Raw genomic sequence first — 19,302 nt, 5'->3', positions numbered from 1 at the left:
AGTGTGCAAATTTAGCATATGTAATCGTTAAACTATTTTATGCAGGTAACTGAGAGTATTTTTGTCTATTATTAGAATGCTTCACATACATAGTAATAAAAGCACTAGCCACCAAAGTAAATACTAATATAGAAGGCGATGATGCAATACCTGTTTTTTTAACCAGTATTAAAGAAACTAACGGAGCAAGTCCAGCTGATAAACTTGCAGCAGTTGAATATAAAATTGATAAAACAGTGCATCGTAACTTAATCGGAAACATTTCAGCTAACATCACCGGTACTGTTGCATAATAAGCTCCAGCAGGAATTGCAATTAATGCTTGTCCTAATAAGAGCTCATAAATATCATGGTGCGATAAAACATAAAAAAATGGCTGGGAAAGAATCAATAAACCAACACTAGCAAAGATCACAATTTTTTCTCGATTGATTTTATCAGATAGTTTTCCAACTAAAGGAAATACAGCTAATAAAACAATTAATGAAAGTATATTTGATAGGATAATTTCATGATCCTGAAAATGACTATATAAATGGGCTTGCATAGGACCATAAATGTAAATCTGGAAAGTCGTTGTTACTCCTAGGCAACTTAAAACAAATACATAAAGAGATTGAATTTTATTGTCCTTGATGTAGTTGACTGATTCTGAAAGTAGACTCTTAAATTTAGGTTTTGGCCTGTCTGCATAGTACATGATGTACTCCATACTCTCAGGAATACACAACCGGATATACAAGCCAATGGAAGAACCTAGTAGTGCAAGGACAAAAGGTACACGCCAGACTAGCCAATCGTGTTCAGGATAGTGATTGGTAAAATAAGTAACTAATAATGCTACCAATGATGCTACGAGCATTCCTGACATGGCACCAAACGAAGCCCAGCTGCCCGAGTAGCCTTTTTTGGAGGCTTCTGCATTTTCAACCAGATAAGCTGAAGAATTTAGATATTCTGCACCACAGGAGAAGCTCTGAATAACTCTTAACACTAATAAGGTTATAACAGAAAAAGTACCTATGGTGCTGTGTGGGGGGATAAACCCGATAAGGGTTGTTGACACGCCCATCGTTAAGATGGACGCTGCAAGGATAATTTTTCTGCCATAGATATCGGATAATAAGCCCATTATCATAGCCCCAATAGGTCTGGCTAGATATCCAGCAAAGAAAGTAAGAAATACTAGAAATAAACCCTTTGAAGCATCACCAATTAGGTATTTGGCAATGTAGACTGAGAGTAGGCCGCAAATGGCCATATCAAAAGATTCTATTAAATTGCCTAGTGTGCCTGCCAGTATGATTCGGGTTTGATGCTTCATAGGATTATCCTTTACTTTGCATTGCCGATAGAGTGGTTAGTGAGTCCTGATCTTCTACTCGGTCTAAAAATAAAAATCCATTCAGGTGATCAATTTCATGCTGAAGAATACGGGCTTCCAAGCCGGAAGCTTTTTTGGTAATTCTATTTCCATCTATGTCAAAGCCTGAATATTCAATTTCCATGGCTCTTGGAACCTCTCCCATTAATTCACCGCAATTAAGGCATCCCTCGTAGCCAGTTTGAATTTCTTGGGACAGGATTTTTAATGCAGGATTAATTAATGCAGTATCGGGGATCGGGTATTCTGGTTTTCTCCGTTTGGTATAATTAGTACCAAATACAATAACTCGTTTGCTGATGCCAATTTGGGGAGCAGCTACCCCTACGGCACCTTTGTCAGCCATAATGCCGAACATAGTCTTAATCAGCTCTTTTAACCAACTGCTACCAAATTCTGATTCTTTAATTGGCTCAGCGGTTTGTCTTAAAATAGGATCGTTTTTATCCAGGAGTGTGTTCATAGTTCACCTGATTGTTGATGATTAATGTGAGTTTGGGCTTAGTCTTCATGCAGGACTGTTTGTCTGGTAAAGTTAAATACTCTTGAATTTGCCTTAACGCAAACTTGCCCATGGCTAACAGTTTTTCGCAATGAATGGAGCTTTTGTTTTGGATATAGGGATTTATTCGTTTTAATCCAAATGAAAAGATTGCTCTATGAGAATCATATTCAGTGGGGATGGAAATACCTGTGATGAGTCCAGGTTCTATCTGTTTGTATTTTGTAATTGCTTCTATACAGCCTATATGAGGAAGTTCGCTCCATAATTTCGGTTGATCCTGGCTGATGAACTCTGGTTGATAGCAACCATCAAATAGCCAGAGACTTTTCTCAATTAAATTTTGCTCTATAGCTGGGTTGGAGGACATGAAAAAGATCTGTCCTGCTTGATTGATGAGGGCAATGGAAGCATAGTCTGTTTCTACTTGCCCGAGTACGTCAGAGAACACTTTTCGCATGGTGATATAATGTTCAAAGAGAAAATCTTTTGCTTTAGGGTGAAGCCTTACTTCAACAGCTGTTACATCCATATCTACAAACTTCTTAAACGGCATGACTGTGCTTTTTTCTTTGTTCTTCGTAGGAAGAAATGGAACCAATGGCCAAGTCAATGATTTTTAGTAAATTATTTTCCGATGTGTCAATTGCACGTACTTCTTTGATTAATCCTAACACAAAATCGGCGTAATCGTCATTACTTCCATGAGAAACAGGGTATAAATGATGGCTTTGCTTCAAGATGTAATGAAGTAGTGTTTCATCGACTTCATTTTTCTTAGGAGCTGCATGTCCTTCCTCACCAAATAATAGCCAGCCTGGGTTTACATGAAGATGATGAGCTAATTGTTTAACTTTCTCATAATCAGGTAGAGCATCACCTCTTATATAGCGACGGCAGATTTGTTCTGATGCACCTGTAAATTCTGCTAGGGCTTTAATACAGATCCCATTAGGTGAACGAGATGCAGTATGTCCTTTATCTTTGAGGGTATGGATCAAGCGATTTGCAAACGATTGATAGGGTCCCTTACTCATAAAATTATCCTTTTAATCGAACGTCGTAAAAAAATTATCATATAAAACGGTATCATTCAATATCATATCGTATCTTAATTTAAATTTCTTAAAAATACATATTGATAATTATTTTAATATCGTTTTAATATTAGTTTCGATAAATGATACTTAATGTTCATTTTGCGCGATTTGGACTTTATTACACATGTTTTACAGGAGTATATCGCATGTTTTACGATCAAAAGATCACCATCTATAAGGGTATTATTCAGTATCTACTGGATTCAACCAATTATTCTCTACAACGAATCGCTAATTTATCAAACTCCCCAATTGCTCATTTGCAGTTAATCTACCAGCACAATCGTTTACCTAAAGAAAGTAAGGTTGAATTGAATTTGCTGAAGCTGTTTATCACAGTCATTGATATGGAACACAAGGGTGAATGGAAGGCTCGTTTACAACTTAAATAACAGAGGGATTTGGAGAATCAATGATGCAACCAGTTAATGATCTATTTACACAACAGATTCTGTTTATCAATGACGTAGAAGTCATTATCGGAAAGGACCGATTGACTTTACGCCGTTGGTGGAGTGAAGGGAAATTTCCCAAGCCAGTAAAATTACATGGCAGAACTTTAGCCTGGCATAAAGACGTGATTGATAACTGGATTAATCAATATGTCAGATAAATCCATTTTCATTGCCTGAAGTGGTCAATGACTGCTTTAGACAATGATTAATTTCTAAAGGTTTATAAGTAATACTTATCATCCCCTTTTTCTAAAATGACTTTAAAACCGCAAGTGTGAGAGATGTTGAGGAAGTTACTAAGCTTTACATCTTCTTGCTCACCGGAGCGAATTTTTTGAATTACAGTTGGAGAAAGCCCTGCTTTTTCGGCCAGTTTTCTCACGGTCATTTTGCCATTCTTCATGAGTGCTTTGATGATTTCAGATAATAGAAACTCATCATATTCTTTTTCAAATTGTTCACGAAAAAGAGGGTCCTGCATTTCTCGTTCAAAAGTAGATAAATGTTTCTTAGTCATAATAATCACCTGTTTTTACTCTACTGGTATATTGATCCATAACCTTTAAGGCTTTTTCCTTTTCGGTTAAAGGTAACTTATCCTGCTTCTTCCTAAAGGCATTAGTTAAAATTATTTTTCTGTCTTCAAAAAAGAAACATAAAAATCTATCTGGCTTAGGTTTGAAGGCATAAATTTTGTCTCCTTCATGTCTAAACTTGGTTTTATCGTGAATGATACCGGCATCGCCCATTCTCTTTAATAGCTTCAACAACTGAATGCGTTCGTCTTTATTCAAAGAATAATAATATTCTTGAGATTGGCTATGCTTCTTTTCGTCAAAGTACCATTCAATCGTAAACTTTTCGCCTTGATAGGCAATATATTCAATATCTCTATTCATTATAATTGTACCACTATAGTTGCACAAATTCAAATTTGTTTATTGTTAGTTCTTCTATCAGGCTACTCCATTTATCTAAAGCCTCTTTGCGCTGGTACAGCATTTCGTCTTTGTTATAAGTCGCCATGATCTTAGGCATTTTATGTCCAAGACATTTTTCTATAACTACTGGGTCGATTCGCAATGTTTCTCCAAGCTGAGTGGCAAAAGTGCGTCTGAGATCATGGGCAGTCCATTGTGGGATACCTACTCGTTTTTGTATGCGTTGAATAGCTTTAGATATCGATTTATCGCCTAGTGGGGAATCATCATCGACCCCAGCTAAAACAAAATTAGATAAGCTGATTTCTTTTATTTCCAACAGAAGTTTTTTAGTAAGCTCGCTCAGATGAATCTTCATGCTAAGTCCGATTTTATTATTCTCGGGAGGAATAATCCAAAGAGATTTCTCGAAATTAAATTCAGACCATTTTGCTAGTCTTAGTTCACCAGTCCTTGCACCAGTTAATAATATGATTTTAATGGCGTTTTTAATCTGAATTGACATCGAGTGATTATCACTATCCAAAAATAGCCATATTTTTTTTATTTCATCAAGATCGAGATTGCGATCACGAGGTTTTTCTACTCCACCTATGTCTCTTGCTCGAATATTTATGGCTGGATTAATTGTAATTTCTCCTCGACTTACCGCGTAATTAAATACTTGTTTCAAGGTACTAAGCACTTTATTGGCGTGAACAGGGGAGCCTCTTTGAACTATATTATCCAAGGCCTTTGCTATGTCTCGAGGCTGTATTTTTTCAATTTCTAATGTTCCTAATAGAGGGATAATGTCAGCATCAATTTGTTGTTTAATCTGTTGAGGTTGCTTACGGTGTTTAACAATATAATTGTTGTACCAATCAGAAATTAACGTTTTCACATTATTATTTTTTTGGAGCAATTTTTTTTGGATAATGTCTTCTGGGTCTTGGTCAGACTGCCTTATCTCCCATAAATCATTAAAGGCTTTTCTAGCTTCAGCAACACCCATTACTGGGAAATTACCAATAGTGAGCCATTTCTCTTTACCGCCAAATTTATAACGGTAGAACCAGGTTTTCGTACCTTTAGGAGAAACCCTTAAACAAAAGCCATTACCCTCAGTAATATGGTAACGATTTTTTTCGGCACTTAAATTTGCAATTTTGTTATGAGTAAACTTTTCCATAATTATGCTCTTATTAGGATATCAGAAATTGGCTACACTTCTGGCTACACTTTTTTGTTTGCTTGTATGAAATCAATTTATATCATTTGAAATATTGAAATGCAAATAATCCTTTATTTAAAAGGATGTTATGGTTATAATTGAATTTGTTTGAAATTAAATGAAATTGGTTGTCACTAGCATGGGGTGCTAGTGGTCGAAGGTTCAAATCCTTCCGTCCCGACCAAGCTCAGTAAGGGTTTTATAAAAATCTCCAAACCCCTTCAGAAATATTTGGTACCAGTTTTGGTACCGATTGTAAAATGATACCAAATCATTTTTTGAGGATGTGATTACTCATGAAAAAACAATTCTTCGATTTCAACGATTAGAATAGCCTTTTTAATCATTTATTTTATTTATTAATTGAGATTGAAGTAAGTCAAAAAGAAAACCTCAGTTAAACCATTCTTTCCGTAAACTACCATATAACATTTGAATTTTTTTGGAAGGATAAATTCGCCTAAAGATTCTTACATTTCCATTTTGACCGATCTTTTCTATATTTAAATAATGAAAGGAAAATAATCATGGCATTAGAAAAGAATAATATATATTGCAGAGATTTTATTTTTTCAATGTAGAGTGAAGAATATTTAGTATTAAAATTTAAATACAAGGAACGTATAATGAGCAAAGCTCGATCTTTTTCTGTTTACCTTCTAAAAGATGGATATGATGTCACCAATGCTTTAAAAGAAGATCATAAATTGCTTTCTAATATTACTGCAAATAAGTTACCTGAAAAATATAAACTTTATTTACTGGACAGTCATCCTTCCGAGCCCTGGTGGAAATCATACTTTGGAATAAATCAACATCTCGAGCAAGAGCTAAAGGGGGCTATTATTTTTATCCCTGTAGAAAATAGAAATTTTGCTCTAACTTTTGGTCATGTTGCACATAATTTTAAAGATACAGCTTATGAATATGATTTTGGTTTAAGAGTTACACTTAATTGTTTAGATCCATTAAAACTTAAAAGTTTAGACTCTCTCCAACCTAGCAATACCCTCAGACAAAGATCACAATTACCAATTGGTTCTGATTTAACTTACTTTGATTTCGATCAAAATAGTTCGATTTTGAAATCATTGACTGGTATGGTAAAAGATAAATATAAGTCATTATTTAAGCATGCAACGGGATCTAGTAACTTAAGAATCAGTTCAGACGTAAGTCCTGAGGGTTTACATGATCTTTGCACTAGCCTGTTACAGCTTTATAAGAGCGAAGAATTTATAAAAGAATTCCCAAATATACAAAATATAGCTCCTTTAAAAGATCCAGAAGAAATTGAGTTTTTAAATCAAAAGCTTATAGCCGCTATTAAAAACAAAGATGAGAATATAATACTTACAATCCCCGATATTATTAACTATACGGATGCACTATTTGCAGCTTTTAGTGGTGCTGGAAAGAGTTTGGTGTATTCAGATGTATTTATAAATCAATATTATGAATATCTTGGATTATCACAATTTGATGTAAATAATCTGAGTATTGATATTTTAAAAAAGCATCGTTTGGTCCTTACTAATGAGGATGGTACTCCACGAGGTGAACATCCAAGTATTTTAAAGTGTATATTATTTAATTTTACCCATGCTGATAAAACCTATCATCTATGTGAAGGAAATTGGTATTTAGTGAGTAATGATTTTCTCGAAAAGCTCACGGTGACTATTGATCCAATTTGTGCAGACACCACGCTTATTACTTATGATCATGACAATGAGGAAGCGTTTAATGCTGCATGTGAAAATTTTTCGATAAAAAGATTATGCCTAGATAGAAAAAATATTTCTTTACAGGGGCAGCACGAAGTTGAACCATGTGATATTTTAGAAATAATAGATAATCTCTTTATAATGTATCATGTTAAAAGAAATACGATTTCCGCCCAACTTAGTCATCTCTTTAATCAAGGTTTAAACTCTATCCAATTAATTTTTGATGAAGAAAAGGTCTTTGAAAACTTAAAGTTATTAATCATAGAAAAACTTCCGAAAGAAGAACTTCCTTATAAATCAGTTAAAGATCTGAAATTTAAAATTTCTTATCAAATCATTACTAAAAAAAATAAAAATGGAAAGACATCAAATTTGCCGTTGTTTTCTCGCATAAGCTTTTATAGAGCCATAAAAAGTTTACGACGTATGAGCATTGATACAGAGCTTTGTTTTATTACTGATGAACGAAAAATAACTTCTGAAAAGAAAAAGTTAAAACGTAAATCTATGAAGCAAGCATAGCCCTGGTAGGCGAAGCCGTAATCCCTGAATTCAAGGTTAATTACCATTTATTGCCATAAATTTACTTCCCGCATTACGTTCTGCTAATGCGTGCTAGACTTGCTGATAATGGATAGATGCTTCAAATTAATATTTTATTTTCATTTTAATATCAATTTATTCAATTGTGAGGTGGGACGGTGTGCTTTTCAGTCCAGCCTACGCTTGCTATTGCTTCGGTGGGTTATAGAGTCATTGCAATACCAATAAATTCTCATTCTGACGTATTTGTCAAAGAATTATCTCTAATCTCATTGAATTTAGAAATCGCCTGCTTTCCATATTTTATTGCTACCTCCAAAAATTCCCTATATGAAGTAATTTTTAATAATTCATTAGGAATTTTGACATTGTCTTTGGATAAAATATTAGATAAAGCAATATTAGATAATGGAAGAACAGGTAGAGGAATATTATTATTAATTCGAGCCCACGGTGTAAAAAGCACAAATAGAAGTTGTCCAAGATCATCATACTGGCTTTTTAGATTAAAGTAGTTTTGTTTACCTATCTCTGAAAGTGAATCAAACCAATCTGGTAAAAAAGGTTCCGAGTATGTGAAAAAAGGATCTAATTGACGATCCATTTCCCTAATCATATATCTATCAAACCATTGTTTTTCGAAATCATTTTGGAAATCCTCCCATGACCTTAGAAGGACATTCGTGTTTTTAACTGCTTGAAAGGCTCCCAATTGAAAACCTTTTTTGGAAATGATGTAACCTGTATTTGCCCCGTAATCATTCATAACAGTTCGAAAAGAATGTATAGTATCCTGAGGAATTTTCTTATTCCAAAATTTACACTCACATAAGACTGTAATTTTTCGATTGTTTATTAATTCTTCTCCATAAACATCGATTTCTACTTTATTTCTTGCAGTTTCAATCTTTTTTTCAGTTTCAACATTTATAAATCCACATTGATTCAATATTATTGCTACTTGAGCTTGCAAATCTTTCCAGCTCCTAGGATTTTTAGAAGTTATCAATGTTGTCCTCATGTGAGTAATTTTAATTGAGTTTTATCATATAAGTGTAGATTGTTTATTATCAAACAATCTACACTTGCTTGCTATGTAAAAACAATGTACTAACTGATGTAGTTATCCTATGGATAGGTGCTGTCTTGTTGAAGAATTTATTCAAAAAATAATTAATTCTTTATTTCATTTTTAGTAAATATTTCGAGTGGAAGTTTGCATTTGCTTTTTTTCTTCAAGCATACTCTCTAATTGAGGCATAAGATTTATAAAATTTTTTGGAAAATACACAAATTTAACATTATTATCGCGTTCAGTTCGCCTTAAGTCTTTCACCAGTTCATCAATCTGATATTTAAATTGTTCAACCTCAGGTTTTCTAGCCTTAGCTGAATCGATAGAAACGTGATAGTTATTTTCTGTATTTGTAAAAACAAAAACTACGGGGGCTACAGGAATAGAATTGTTTCCACGATGGATTTTAACATAATTTAAAGATTCAACTACTGCTTTATAATCAGAATGTAATGCAGAAAATAGCTTTCCTTCACTAGAAAAAGATTCTACTACATCCTTATATATTTCATTAAAATTATTATCTGCTATAAGAAATCCTGCTTTTCCTTTATTGCCTTTAACAAAAATATAAATTCTATTAATATTACCGTTCATAGTAGTTCCTTCTAACGGTCATAATATTATTATAGTATTTGTATTTGCATTGAATAAATGCTAACCATCTTTTATATGTAAGAAACAGTATAATTCAAACAACCATATAAAGGTTCAATAAAATCACAGACGCGCAATTATGCCGCGCTTGAAAAATTAAAAAATAATACATATCAAATATAAAAGAAGTAAGGAGTCTTTAACATAGAATGATCTACACACACACCTTTCGCTTGATAAAAATATGCATCATATCCATCTGATAAATAATGATTTTTTACAAAAATACATGGGGTTGGCAGCAAAAAATAGCGGTGAATGTATGGTGAATTAGGTGATGCAAGAAAGATCCAGTGTTTTTCTGAGATAAATATACCGCCTTCATCACTTATTCATCATGAGTTCACCATGAAATGAAGAGCATAGAAACTTTTATTAATGAGTTAATAGTGAGGTGACACCACCAAATGATAGTGGCATTCATTCTTCTAGATCATAAAACACATTGCTATTGCTGCACCGAATTGTTCCTAAATGCAGTTGATTCTGTTTAGTCACTTATACTTACTAAAATTCCAACATTTATATCTTTTCTGTGGATAACTTTTAAAGAAAATTTTTTAAAACAAACAATATATATATAAATAATAAAGTTCTGAGTTATGAGGTGGGTCGGCCTACACGATTATAGGCATGACGGGTTTTACAATGCATGTTGAAAACTCCTATATTTTAAAAGGCCAAAACTGTGGCGGGTTTGTGGCGGCTTGAGGGTTCGGCCTAGGGTCGGCCTGTTTTGGAAAAGATTGATGCCCTTCGGCTAAAAGGCATTTTAAAATAAGATGCCGTGTTGTGGATTTGATTTCAATCAAACCTGCACGTTCTAACGATTTAACCGCTCGCTTTACCTGTTGCTGGCTCGGGCTGCCTGTTTTTACACCTGCAATAGGGGCAACGTATAACGCCTCTCGCAGTGATTGATAACTTATTCTACGCTTTATCCCAACTATATGAGTTTCTCTGTCCATATAGGGACGAATGCCCATGAGATAAGCTAAACGTTGAATATAAGGTAATTCCATAAGCGCTTCAAGTTCTTGAGCATTTACAAATAAAAAATGCATTTTCATTCTTCCTAAAAAATTTTTTGATATTTTGATAGATGTACTTATTTTGATTCGGTATGCAAATTAATCCATTGTTCGATAACATCTGTTTGCCATACTAATACAGTGTCATTAAGCTTCGTTGGTTTAGGAAACTTACCGGCAGACCACCATCTTCTTAATGTCAGTCTATTTCGTCCAATAATTTGTTCTACGTCTTTAATAAAGAGTAATTTTTGTTTGAAGGGTTTATTTTTTGTATGTTCCATATAGTAACTCCATAATAGGCTGCAAACGTTTTGTTGTAGGATGCCGTTGATTTCCAAATTCTCGCTCGTTAACTTACTCGTTTTGTGTTAAGTTTAAGAGGTAAAACGCATTAAATTACACGTATCGTGCAATTAATATTGAATATAACACCTTTCGTGTAACAATCAAGTATCAATCAGAGTTTTTTCAATTTTGGTGAATTTATTGTAATGAGCATTAGAGAAAAGATTGGGAAACGTATTCATGAGGCACGTAAAGCCAAAGGCTTAACCAGGCAGGCTTTAGCTGATTTAACTGATGATATAAAACCCTCTCGCATAAATAATTGGGAGCACGGCACAAGGATGCCGGGACCCGAAGAAATTACGCAGTTAGCGCAAGCTTTAGAAGTATCCCCATCTTTTCTCATGGGGTTATCCGATAAACGAGATGGTGATTTTGGCATAAATTCTAGAATAGGGACATTAATACCATTACTCGACTCCAAACAAGCTAGGGATCCGAGCTCTCATATCCAAAGGATAAAAGAACAGTTTTACTCGGATAAAATAACTTTTGTTCTTGTTGGCTCAGAGATTGCCAATCAGATGGATGAAAATGCTTTTGCCTTAAAAATGCGAGATGACAGCATGATCCCAGAAATGAGAATTGATGACATACAAATAGTCGACCCTTCCGTTTCGCCCAATCCTGGTGATTTTGTTGTTGCCAAAATAAGTGGCAAACAGGACGTCATTATTTGTCAGTATAAAAAGCTATCCTATACTTCACCTGAGTTTGAATTACTTACCTTAAATGATAACTGGCCGAATATTACTGTTAATGAAAGTGAGCAAGCTGAAATAGTTGGTACAATTATTCAAATTATTCGGACGTATCGTCAGTAGGGCGGCATTTTCAATTATAAGTGTGACGGGATTTTACCTTGCATATTGAATATCCCTTGATTTTAGTAGGCCGGAAGTGTGGCGGGTTTATGATGGCTTTCTGCGACGGGTATATGGCGCCTTTCAGCTGATGACTCTAGCCGCACTCTAGCCGTGACTCTAGCCGCAAATTGCTCATTAGAGTGTGTTCGTCTTGTTATTTAGTTTAGAGATATTAAGAGAAAGGATCGCAGTATTCAATAAGTTGAGTTGTTGCAAATTTTGCAACAACTGTCCCTCAATTTTAACTCATTTTTGATGTCTACTGCTTTGCAAGCACTAGATGCTGTCCTTAAAAGCAAGCAATCTTTATGAAAATTTGCTTACTTTTGAGTATCACCCCTGATTTAGCGAAACAAATGGGTGGAATACTTATTTTAAAATAAACCCAGCAAACTTTATTGGGTTTATTTGTTAAAATAACGAAACTCAAACAACTAGAATTAAACATTAGAAATTACTGATTACTTACATGAACTATTTCCAAAATGGAAACAGTTGCTCCAGTCAAATATAAGTTCCTTTTAAAAAAAATTGTATCAGACAAATGCTAATCACTTATTTATAAGTGGAGAGGTTTTGTCTGATTAAGAAATTTTCAATTTGGCATAGGCAAGCATTTACTCTTTATTAGAGGTTATTAGAGATTAAAATCCACTATTAATTTTTTTCTTTAATAATCATTCAGATATATAAGTTTATTAATATTATAAAACAGAGTTTCCACGATTTTGGCTACACCAATGGGGTCAGGCCTTGAATATTGAATTTAAAGATTTTTATTAATCTTATAGTTGCAATTCAAAATTCAAGGCCTGACCTACAAGTGAAATAAAAAACATTTTATTCAATCTATTTGTAAGATGGTTGATGTAGGAAAGACTACACTTTATAAATATATTAATAAATAGGAATAATAGGAATGGATAAGATTCAAACTGAATCAGTAAAGCCTGGTACTTCTGAAACGACACCAATCCTTTTAGACCAAACATCCACTACTGCTTTATATTTTCATGCCGCTCTACATGATGGTGGCATAAGAGGACATTTTTATCGTTTTAAAAAAGCAAAAGATGAAAATCTTGAACGAATAACTGAAAAAGACTTCAAGTCACTTAAGCTTCATGAAGGCGTGCATATTGAATTAGGAAGTGAGCAAATAGGCAAACTATATTCCGAACTTGGAAAAAGAAGAGCAATACAGGCACAGAAAGGATTTGAGTACGGAGAAAATGAATATATTGTGATATCTAAAAATGATAAATCACCAATCACAGAGGAAAATTTAAGAGTAGTAATAGAACAAATTTTAGAACGAAATAATTCCGATGCGCTTTGGGATTTTCTTAAAGATTTTGATCAAGAAAAAGCCGATCAAATAACAGCTAATCATATATATTGCAAAAGAAAAAAAATAATAGATGAGCTAAAGGAAAGAATAGATAGAGATTACTCTGAAACTATAGGAGAGGAATCCTGGCAAAGGTGGATTTATAGGCATAACTGGTTATTTGGTGTTAACTACCAAACACCAATTGAAAAACAAAAGATCAATCTTGTTGGCAGCATGCCGGATTATTTATTTCCAACAATTGATAATTTTGTAGATATATTGGAAATTAAGCTACCTAAATTTGACGTTATTGAACAAGATAAAAGCCACCCTGGTTCTTGGATATGGTCCAAAGATAGTAATAAGGCTATTGGCCAAGTAGTTAATTATCTAAATGATATCGAACGTCTACGATATGAAATTGAGAAATTGATAAAGAAATATTCTGGAAAAGATATTATTTTTTTGAAGCCAAGAGCTTTTATTCTTATAGGAAAAAGTGATGATTGGCCACCAGAGAAAAAAGAAGGATTAAAAAAATTAAACTATGCTTTACATGGAATAGAAGTAATAACATATACTGATTTGATCAACAGGGGAGAGGTATTTATTAATGTACCACTTGATTTATAGATAATAGTAGATTTTTTTAGGTGTCCCAAGTACCCACACCAATGGGGTCAGGCCTTGAATTTTGAATTTAAAGGTTTTTATTAGTTATAGTTGCAATTCAAAATTTAAGGCCTGACCCTGAGGTATTCTCGACATGTTCCAATTCAATCGGAAATCCTAAAGCCTTCGTACAAAAACAATGGTTCAATTTTAGTTTTCATGGAATTTTTCCTCACTTAGCAATTATCACTGCTATTAGTACAGTAACTAGGACCATTGATTCACACTACTCCACTTTTTAGGCATCTCACTTTGATTAGTTAAAGCATCTGCCAGAGGATAAAGAAAAGATTGAATTCTATTTATAATATCCTGAAAGTGCATCGGTACATGTTCTTGGTTTAATCGTCTTGCAAAGGCAGTCCATTGAGTTTGTTTGGACTCTATAAATTGTTCTGAGAATGCTTCAATTTCAATAGGTAGCGTGGTGTTGCGGTTCTCAAACGTTAGGCGAATCGCCTCTGCGAGTTCAGTTCCATTGAAATCGAATTGCCTGGATAACATCCAAATATCATAAAAGTCTTTCATCCGACTATTAATGCTACCTAGTTTTATCATCGCTTCAAATTTTTCTGCAATGACTGTTTCTCGGCTATAGGCTAGAAGCTCTGGGGCTGGAAGATCAAGGATAGTTGGCATCAATGATTTTTCTGGAGTTGGATAAACAATATCACCAAAACCGATATCAATTTGCATATGAATTTTTGCCGTATCTAGATTACCTTTAAAGAGTACTCTTATCCCATGATAATCAGCATCTTCTTTAATTCGCTCTGCTTTTAACGAGGTTGCGTCAAAGCATAGTCCATCCTCTGTTGCGTCTACTGAAAGTATCTCTCTCATTTGTTGAATGACATTTTCCGTATCGTTACTTGTTTTCCCCAGCATATCAATATCCATGGTTGGTCTTGATTCCGGGGCATTCCATAGTCTTAGCATCAAAGCACCTTTTAAGATGAATCTATTTTTATGTTGAGACAACGACAGACGATAAAGAAATCGCTCCATTGCATAATATTGTAGGACTTCATTAAATGGTTTGTGGTTGGCTTTTGAATGATTTAATAAGCGTTGCCGGATCGACGCCGCGCTATTTTTTGGAGATTTCATATTATTGCTTCCAGGTAGGGTGTAATCGCCCGTTCGACTTTACAAATTTTGGCATATTTAAGGATCTTCTTCAGATCAAATTGTTTTCGTCCGCGGTAAAGCTTTATTGCTTCCAGTACAATGTCCATACCTATTTTGTTTCTATATTTAAAACAGTCAACAATTGTTTTTTCAGGAGAGTAAATTTTTATATTAATCTCATCAATTATGTGTACTTCAATTCCTGATTGGTAGGCTTGCTCTGAGAAGCGATAGGCTTGGGTAGGAGGATAATCAATAGAAGGGAGATGTGCTCCCCTCGGTACTGCCACTGAAATAATATGTGGAATTTGAGTTGTTAGCTCGTGATATGAGAGAGCAGATATGAGACAAATAACTGCATTAGGTACGCGAAGGCTTACTGCAACCAGATCCTGATTACTCAGTGGGGGCAGATTAGTGAGTCGAAAAAGCCCTCTACTAATTTGTTCTATAATGCCTTTATCCCTCAGAGAATAAAGCATATAACGGGTAATGCCATGCTTTATGGCATCGCTCATCTTTAGTTGCCCACCATGTTGATAGAAAATTTCTTCAGGATTTTTATTTGCCACAATCAGACAAATCCTCACCATTTATTTATAATTGATTAGATTATGTCTGATTTTTTGAGGTTAAGCAAATTGAGGTATCATTATAAATAGGTATAATTTATACCAATTTTATACCTATTCTATACTTATTTGCGTTATACAGGCTCAGAACTCCTTTGCTCTAATTCAATGGGGAAATGAAAGGCATTCGTTTGGGGTTGGATCAAATCCTTAATTAGGTTGGTCCATTGTTCAAGTGCTTCTTTTCTTTGTGGAAGCATTTCATTCTTATTATAAGTAGCCATAATCTTTGGCATTTTATGCCCCAAACATTTTTCAATTACTACTGGATCTATATTCAACGTCTGTCCCAATTGGGTTGCAAAGGTTCGCCGCAGATCATGTGCTGTCCAATGAGGAATGCCTACTCGGGCTTGAATTCTGCTAACTGCTCTGGCAATGGCTTTATCGGTTAATGGCTCTTCGTCATTAAGACCTGGAATGACAAAGGAGAACTCGCTCTCAGCTTTTAATAATTCAAATAAAGATTGAGTGGGCGGTGTTAAATGAATTTTCATAACCAACGCATTTTTGGTATGACTTGCTGGGATTATCCAGAGTGATTGCTCGAAATTAATTTCACTCCATTTTGCTAATCTTAATTCACTTGAGCGAACACCTGTGAGTAGGATAATTTTTAAAGCGGTGCGAATTTGCAATGACATACGGCTACTATCGCTGTCTAAGAAAAGCCATAAGGTTTTAATTTCCTCTAGGGTTAAAAACCGTTCGCGTGGCTTTTCAATACCACCAATATCACGAGATCGAATTGTTGCAGCAGGATTGATTGTCATTTCACCACGGCTCACTGCATAGTTGAATGCTTGTTTGAGCGTACTTAAAACTTTGTTTGCATGAATAGGGGAGCCACGGTTCACAATTTTATCTAATGCATTAGTAATATCTCGAGGTTGGATTTTTTCCAGTTCCATATCACCAAGCAAAGGAATAATATCCGCATCGATTTGTTGTTTTGCTTGTTTGGGTTGCTTGCGGTGTTTTTCAATGTAGTTGGTGTACCAAGAGAGAATTAAGGATTTTACTGTCTTTTTATATTTTTGTTTTTCTTGTTTGCTGTGCTCAATGGGATTAATGCCATTTTCCTTCATGGATTGAGCTTTTAAGAAGAGTTCTCGTGCTTGTTTGATGCTAATCGCGGGGTATTTACCTAGACTCATTTTGCAACGTTTGCCGTTAAGGGTAAATCGATAGAACCATGATTTGTTTCCGGTGGGTGTTACTCGAACTCCTAGACCCGTTGCTTCAATTTTTTCGACCCATTCTTTTTCTGCTTTAAGATTTTTAATGAAGGTGTCTGTAAATTTCATGGAGTTCCTCAAACTTTTTTTGGTACCAGTTTTGGTACCACTTTTTGTGTTCTTAAGTGAAATGAGTTGATATCAATTAAAATCTATAATATGGAAATAACATTGTATTTACAAGGACTAAATGAGTTTTTTGAAATGATTTGATACGGGTTAAAATCGAAAAAGAATAGAATGGGGTGCTAGTGGTCGAAGGTTCAAATCCTTCCGTCCCGACCAAGCCCAGTAAGGGTTTTAAAAGTTTTTCTCCCTCCTCGAAAGATTTTAATGGGTACTTTAGTGGGTACTTAGAATAAAATGTTGATTCCCATAACGGCCACAATCATGGCAGTAGAGCTTATATGCTTTAGATCTTAATATACTGCGACGATGACCTATTAAATCATGATGCACCTGACGCACCTAAGAAGATTTCTTGCGAACGCGCTTACTGTGACAGTGGCTACAACGGGCTTAGCGGTTATACGATATATCTAATAACAATGGTTGATATCCACTCAATTTTACTATGGAAAATCCAGGTAAATTTAAAATAAGATTGTACTTAGGCACTTTAATCTCCTTTTGATCGCTAAATCAAGAACTTAGTTTAGACTAATTTGATTAAAGTGCCCCCTTAATTGGTGTAGAGCCATTAGGCTTGCCTAAAATCTTCTGTTGTCCCATTTGACTTACTAAACCGCCACATTCTAACTACTTCATCTTTCCAGGAACATTGAATCAGATTTAAAGTTTGACTATCATGCACCATGTCTGATTAGAGGTGTAAAAATGCTGGAACTACTCGAAAAAAAGAACTTTTTTTTGCTTTGTGACATGCTTGACCATAAAGATTTAAATACACTGAAACTAGTCAGCCGTTTCTTAAATAAATCAGTTACAGAGTATAACCATTTATCAGGATTTCTAAAATTAATTGAGCAATACCAGCAGGAAAATCCGACAGTTTTAATCGATTTATTACAAAAAAAGCTAATTCATCCTGAACTGATTAGCAGCCTTATGGTACGTTTAATCGATACTTATCCTGAAACTAATACACCGCGTTTAACCTACCATGGATTAACCTTAGTTGATTCATTAAGTCCTCAATCTTTACTGGGTCTTCATCGCTCATCGGTTATGATTTACCCTTTTCCAGCGCCTAAAGTTGCAGCAATGATGATCTACTATGCAAAGGTCCAGGACGAAGAATATATTGTATTTATCAAAAGCAAGCGCCGTAGTGATGGAATTTCTAAAGAGTTAGCCTTGCCAGGCGGGAATTTAAATGTCATCGGGCCCTTTGGAGCGGAGCAAGGAGTAAGTCGTGTAGAGGATAAAATACGCGATGAAGCAGAAGAACAAATTATGAAAGGGAATTCTTCAGCTTATCAAACCCTGCAAACCAGTCCATCTAGAAATTCTTTACCCTTACAGCCAGAACGATATCATCAGAGTTTGAAAGACTGTGCCAAAACTGAAGGAGTTGAGGAAACTGGAATAAATATCACAGAGAGCATAAAGGAGAGTGCGCTGTTTGTTTGTCAAAAGGAATATCTTAGCCGAAGTCGACGCATGCATTTAATTTTACATTATTTTGTTACCGATTGTGGTTCTTTTGATCACGAAGAGGATTTGCCGAATCTTCTGCCACAAGATGAATACGAAGTTGAGTCAGCACAATGGATCAAGGTCGGTGATATTACAGTGTCCACTTGTCCTAAGGATTTTTCTGGTGTCACATTTCAACTGAGCTATCAAGATAACTCCATTGCAAAACCGCATCTTGATGGCTTAAACCAATCATTACGATTTATCAGGGATAAGGAAATACAGCGGCGCTCTAGGGGTTGTTATTCTGGAATGGAATCCTTGTATCACACAAGTAAACAAGCCGATTTTAAATTTTTAGAGCCCTTTGTTCATAATGGGGCTTGTGAGTTTGATGAAATTCAGACAGCAAATCATATCAAACTCTGCAATCAAATAGAGAACCTGGTGAAAATCAAAAAAGATTGTTCAGACAGTATGATAAAAAAAGGCTTAATAGGATTTGGACTTTTTGCCCTGGGTGCTGCAAGCGTTTTGATAACACAACATATACAAAACAATGGCCTCAATCTAGGAAGTCGGTCCTAATTAAATACTCTCCGAGTAATTTTACAGTAACTGGGTTTTCTTTTCTCTGGTGTAGACCTAATATATTCAAAAACTGAAATATCAACCTCACCGTTTAAAAAACAAGAAATAGTTTATGTTATTGGTGGCTGATTTATCAGAAATTAATTTTAAAACGCAATTCCAGAAATTCAGTGATGATTATTTCAGAGATAAAAAATCACCACCTATTCCCAAAAAGGAATGCGCTAAATGCCAATTTAGAACACTTCATGAAGATGAAAC

The 19,302-nt window shown here is 34.7% G+C and carries 20 protein-coding genes and 2 pseudogenes; 7 read left to right on the top strand and 15 right to left on the bottom strand.

Going from position 1 to position 19,302, the window contains the following annotated elements; translation table 11 throughout:
- Positions 1–37: 37 nt before the first annotated feature.
- From ACWTE2_RS28210 to ACWTE2_RS28195, 4 genes are read right to left on the bottom strand one after another with little or no spacing between them, the layout of a single operon-like run.
- Positions 38–1,324 (bottom strand): MFS transporter, encoded by a 1,287-nt coding sequence (locus ACWTE2_RS28210; protein ID WP_010652882.1) that lies wholly within the window; start codon positions 1,322–1,324, stop codon positions 38–40.
- A 4-nt stretch (positions 1,325–1,328) separates the two neighbouring features.
- A complete protein-coding gene (gene def, locus ACWTE2_RS28205) occupies positions 1,329–1,847 on the bottom strand; it encodes a peptide deformylase (protein WP_010652883.1) in 519 nt (172 codons plus the stop codon).
- Positions 1,828–2,442: a hypothetical protein gene (locus tag ACWTE2_RS28200; RefSeq protein ID WP_028389628.1), complete on the bottom strand. Its 615-nt coding sequence runs from the start codon at positions 2,440–2,442 to the stop codon at positions 1,828–1,830. The genes def and ACWTE2_RS28200 overlap by 20 nt, the downstream gene beginning before the upstream one ends.
- On the bottom strand, positions 2,432–2,923 hold the full coding sequence (locus ACWTE2_RS28195; protein ID WP_010652885.1) for a helix-turn-helix domain-containing protein: 492 nt from the start codon (positions 2,921–2,923) through the stop codon (positions 2,432–2,434). The genes ACWTE2_RS28200 and ACWTE2_RS28195 overlap by 11 nt, the downstream gene beginning before the upstream one ends.
- A 209-nt stretch (positions 2,924–3,132) precedes the next feature.
- Between ACWTE2_RS28195 and ACWTE2_RS28190 the strand changes: the two genes are divergently transcribed.
- Positions 3,133–3,378: a hypothetical protein gene (locus ACWTE2_RS28190; protein WP_010652886.1), complete on the top strand. Its 246-nt coding sequence runs from the start codon at positions 3,133–3,135 to the stop codon at positions 3,376–3,378.
- A 23-nt stretch (positions 3,379–3,401) separates the two neighbouring features.
- The gene (locus ACWTE2_RS28185; protein ID WP_010652887.1) at positions 3,402–3,599 is read left to right on the top strand and encodes a helix-turn-helix transcriptional regulator; all 198 of its coding nucleotides are present in this window, start codon (positions 3,402–3,404) and stop codon (positions 3,597–3,599) included.
- Between the two features lie 62 nt (positions 3,600–3,661).
- Here the strand turns inward: ACWTE2_RS28185 and ACWTE2_RS28180 are convergent, their stop codons facing one another.
- Genes ACWTE2_RS28180 through ACWTE2_RS28170 form a run of 3 tightly spaced genes read right to left on the bottom strand, consistent with a single transcriptional unit; the run spans position 3,662 to position 5,553 of the window.
- The gene (locus ACWTE2_RS28180) at positions 3,662–3,958 is read right to left on the bottom strand and encodes an AsnC family protein (protein WP_010652888.1); all 297 of its coding nucleotides are present in this window, start codon (positions 3,956–3,958) and stop codon (positions 3,662–3,664) included.
- Entirely contained in the window at positions 3,951–4,340 is a 390-nt protein-coding gene (locus ACWTE2_RS28175; protein ID WP_010652889.1) for a type II toxin-antitoxin system RelE/ParE family toxin, read from the bottom strand. Before ACWTE2_RS28175 ends, ACWTE2_RS28180 begins: the two co-directional genes overlap by 8 nt.
- A 13-nt stretch (positions 4,341–4,353) precedes the next feature.
- Positions 4,354–5,553, bottom strand: coding sequence for a tyrosine-type recombinase/integrase (locus tag ACWTE2_RS28170; RefSeq protein ID WP_010652890.1), 1,200 nt, complete (start codon positions 5,551–5,553; stop codon positions 4,354–4,356).
- 668 nt (positions 5,554–6,221) lie between these two features.
- On the opposite strand from ACWTE2_RS28170, the gene ACWTE2_RS28165 reads away from it, so the two are divergent.
- Positions 6,222–7,847 (top strand): DUF6119 family protein, encoded by a 1,626-nt coding sequence (locus ACWTE2_RS28165; protein WP_454785392.1) that lies wholly within the window; start codon positions 6,222–6,224, stop codon positions 7,845–7,847.
- Positions 7,848–8,100: 253 nt separating this feature from the next.
- Here ACWTE2_RS28165 and ACWTE2_RS28160 read toward each other — a convergent pair whose 3' ends face one another.
- From ACWTE2_RS28160 to ACWTE2_RS28145, 4 genes are all read right to left on the bottom strand, one after another.
- On the bottom strand, positions 8,101–8,841 hold the full coding sequence (locus ACWTE2_RS28160; RefSeq protein ID WP_454785391.1) for a restriction endonuclease: 741 nt from the start codon (positions 8,839–8,841) through the stop codon (positions 8,101–8,103).
- 219 nt (positions 8,842–9,060) lie between these two features.
- Entirely contained in the window at positions 9,061–9,540 is a 480-nt protein-coding gene (locus tag ACWTE2_RS28155; RefSeq protein WP_454785390.1) for a hypothetical protein, read from the bottom strand.
- Positions 9,541–10,265: 725 nt separating this feature from the next.
- Positions 10,266–10,664: a protein LvrA gene (locus ACWTE2_RS28150; RefSeq protein WP_454785389.1), complete on the bottom strand. Its 399-nt coding sequence runs from the start codon at positions 10,662–10,664 to the stop codon at positions 10,266–10,268.
- A 44-nt stretch (positions 10,665–10,708) separates the two neighbouring features.
- Positions 10,709–10,915, bottom strand: a complete 207-nt coding sequence (locus tag ACWTE2_RS28145) for a helix-turn-helix transcriptional regulator (protein WP_454785388.1) — start codon at positions 10,913–10,915, stop codon at positions 10,709–10,711.
- Between the two features lie 210 nt (positions 10,916–11,125).
- Between ACWTE2_RS28145 and ACWTE2_RS28140 the strand changes: the two genes are divergently transcribed.
- The 3 genes and pseudogenes from ACWTE2_RS28140 to ACWTE2_RS28130 all read left to right on the top strand — a co-directional run bounded on the left by ACWTE2_RS28140 (position 11,126) and on the right by ACWTE2_RS28130 (position 13,811).
- Positions 11,126–11,803, top strand: coding sequence for a LexA family protein (locus tag ACWTE2_RS28140; RefSeq protein ID WP_454785387.1), 678 nt, complete (start codon positions 11,126–11,128; stop codon positions 11,801–11,803).
- Positions 11,804–12,684: 881 nt separating this feature from the next.
- A pseudogene (locus ACWTE2_RS28135) lies at positions 12,685–12,753 on the top strand (hypothetical protein); the annotation flags it as partial.
- Between the two features lie 11 nt (positions 12,754–12,764).
- A complete protein-coding gene (locus tag ACWTE2_RS28130) occupies positions 12,765–13,811 on the top strand; it encodes a Shedu anti-phage system protein SduA domain-containing protein (protein ID WP_454785386.1) in 1,047 nt (348 codons plus the stop codon).
- 246 nt (positions 13,812–14,057) lie between these two features.
- Here ACWTE2_RS28130 and ACWTE2_RS28125 read toward each other — a convergent pair whose 3' ends face one another.
- From ACWTE2_RS28125 to ACWTE2_RS28110, 4 genes and pseudogenes are all read right to left on the bottom strand, one after another.
- Positions 14,058–14,960, bottom strand: coding sequence for a nucleotidyl transferase AbiEii/AbiGii toxin family protein (locus tag ACWTE2_RS28125; RefSeq protein WP_454785385.1), 903 nt, complete (start codon positions 14,958–14,960; stop codon positions 14,058–14,060).
- Complete coding sequence (locus ACWTE2_RS28120) at positions 14,957–15,553, bottom strand: type IV toxin-antitoxin system AbiEi family antitoxin domain-containing protein (protein ID WP_454785384.1); 597 nt, start codon at positions 15,551–15,553, stop codon at positions 14,957–14,959. Before ACWTE2_RS28120 ends, ACWTE2_RS28125 begins: the two co-directional genes overlap by 4 nt.
- A 134-nt stretch (positions 15,554–15,687) precedes the next feature.
- Positions 15,688–16,920, bottom strand: coding sequence for a tyrosine-type recombinase/integrase (locus tag ACWTE2_RS28115; protein WP_454785383.1), 1,233 nt, complete (start codon positions 16,918–16,920; stop codon positions 15,688–15,690).
- A 291-nt stretch (positions 16,921–17,211) separates the two neighbouring features.
- Positions 17,212–17,469: pseudogene (locus tag ACWTE2_RS28110) on the bottom strand (transposase family protein); the annotation flags it as partial.
- Positions 17,470–17,688: 219 nt separating this feature from the next.
- Between ACWTE2_RS28110 and ACWTE2_RS28105 the strand changes: the two are divergent.
- A complete protein-coding gene (locus tag ACWTE2_RS28105) occupies positions 17,689–19,038 on the top strand; it encodes an NUDIX hydrolase (protein WP_454785382.1) in 1,350 nt (449 codons plus the stop codon).
- Positions 19,039–19,302 lie beyond the last annotated feature (264 nt).

Source organism: Legionella nigrisilvae, from assembly GCF_977063395.2.
This window is presented reverse-complemented; position numbering and strand designations above follow the sequence as displayed.

Excerpts from the sequence above, each read along its gene's own strand:
- def (WP_010652883.1), bottom strand. The coding sequence starts at position 1,847 with ATGAACACACTCCTGGATAAAAACGATCCTATTTTAAGACAAACCGCT.
- ACWTE2_RS28185 (WP_010652887.1), top strand. The coding sequence starts at position 3,402 with ATGCAACCAGTTAATGATCTATTTACACAACAGATTCTGTTTATCAAT.
- ACWTE2_RS28145 (WP_454785388.1), bottom strand. The coding sequence starts at position 10,915 with ATGGAACATACAAAAAATAAACCCTTCAAACAAAAATTACTCTTTATT.
- ACWTE2_RS28175 (WP_010652889.1), bottom strand. The coding sequence starts at position 4,340 with ATGAATAGAGATATTGAATATATTGCCTATCAAGGCGAAAAGTTTACG.
- ACWTE2_RS28105 (WP_454785382.1), top strand. The coding sequence starts at position 17,689 with ATGCTGGAACTACTCGAAAAAAAGAACTTTTTTTTGCTTTGTGACATG.
- ACWTE2_RS28130 (WP_454785386.1), top strand. The coding sequence starts at position 12,765 with ATGGATAAGATTCAAACTGAATCAGTAAAGCCTGGTACTTCTGAAACG.
- ACWTE2_RS28115 (WP_454785383.1), bottom strand. The coding sequence starts at position 16,920 with ATGAAATTTACAGACACCTTCATTAAAAATCTTAAAGCAGAAAAAGAA.
- ACWTE2_RS28140 (WP_454785387.1), top strand. The coding sequence starts at position 11,126 with ATGAGCATTAGAGAAAAGATTGGGAAACGTATTCATGAGGCACGTAAA.
- ACWTE2_RS28155 (WP_454785390.1), bottom strand. The coding sequence starts at position 9,540 with ATGAACGGTAATATTAATAGAATTTATATTTTTGTTAAAGGCAATAAA.
- ACWTE2_RS28210 (WP_010652882.1), bottom strand. The coding sequence starts at position 1,324 with ATGAAGCATCAAACCCGAATCATACTGGCAGGCACACTAGGCAATTTA.
- ACWTE2_RS28195 (WP_010652885.1), bottom strand. The coding sequence starts at position 2,923 with ATGAGTAAGGGACCCTATCAATCGTTTGCAAATCGCTTGATCCATACC.
- ACWTE2_RS28200 (WP_028389628.1), bottom strand. The coding sequence starts at position 2,442 with ATGCCGTTTAAGAAGTTTGTAGATATGGATGTAACAGCTGTTGAAGTA.
- ACWTE2_RS28170 (WP_010652890.1), bottom strand. The coding sequence starts at position 5,553 with ATGGAAAAGTTTACTCATAACAAAATTGCAAATTTAAGTGCCGAAAAA.
- ACWTE2_RS28125 (WP_454785385.1), bottom strand. The coding sequence starts at position 14,960 with ATGAAATCTCCAAAAAATAGCGCGGCGTCGATCCGGCAACGCTTATTA.
- ACWTE2_RS28165 (WP_454785392.1), top strand. The coding sequence starts at position 6,222 with ATGAGCAAAGCTCGATCTTTTTCTGTTTACCTTCTAAAAGATGGATAT.
- ACWTE2_RS28150 (WP_454785389.1), bottom strand. The coding sequence starts at position 10,664 with ATGCATTTTTTATTTGTAAATGCTCAAGAACTTGAAGCGCTTATGGAA.
- ACWTE2_RS28190 (WP_010652886.1), top strand. The coding sequence starts at position 3,133 with ATGTTTTACGATCAAAAGATCACCATCTATAAGGGTATTATTCAGTAT.
- ACWTE2_RS28180 (WP_010652888.1), bottom strand. The coding sequence starts at position 3,958 with ATGACTAAGAAACATTTATCTACTTTTGAACGAGAAATGCAGGACCCT.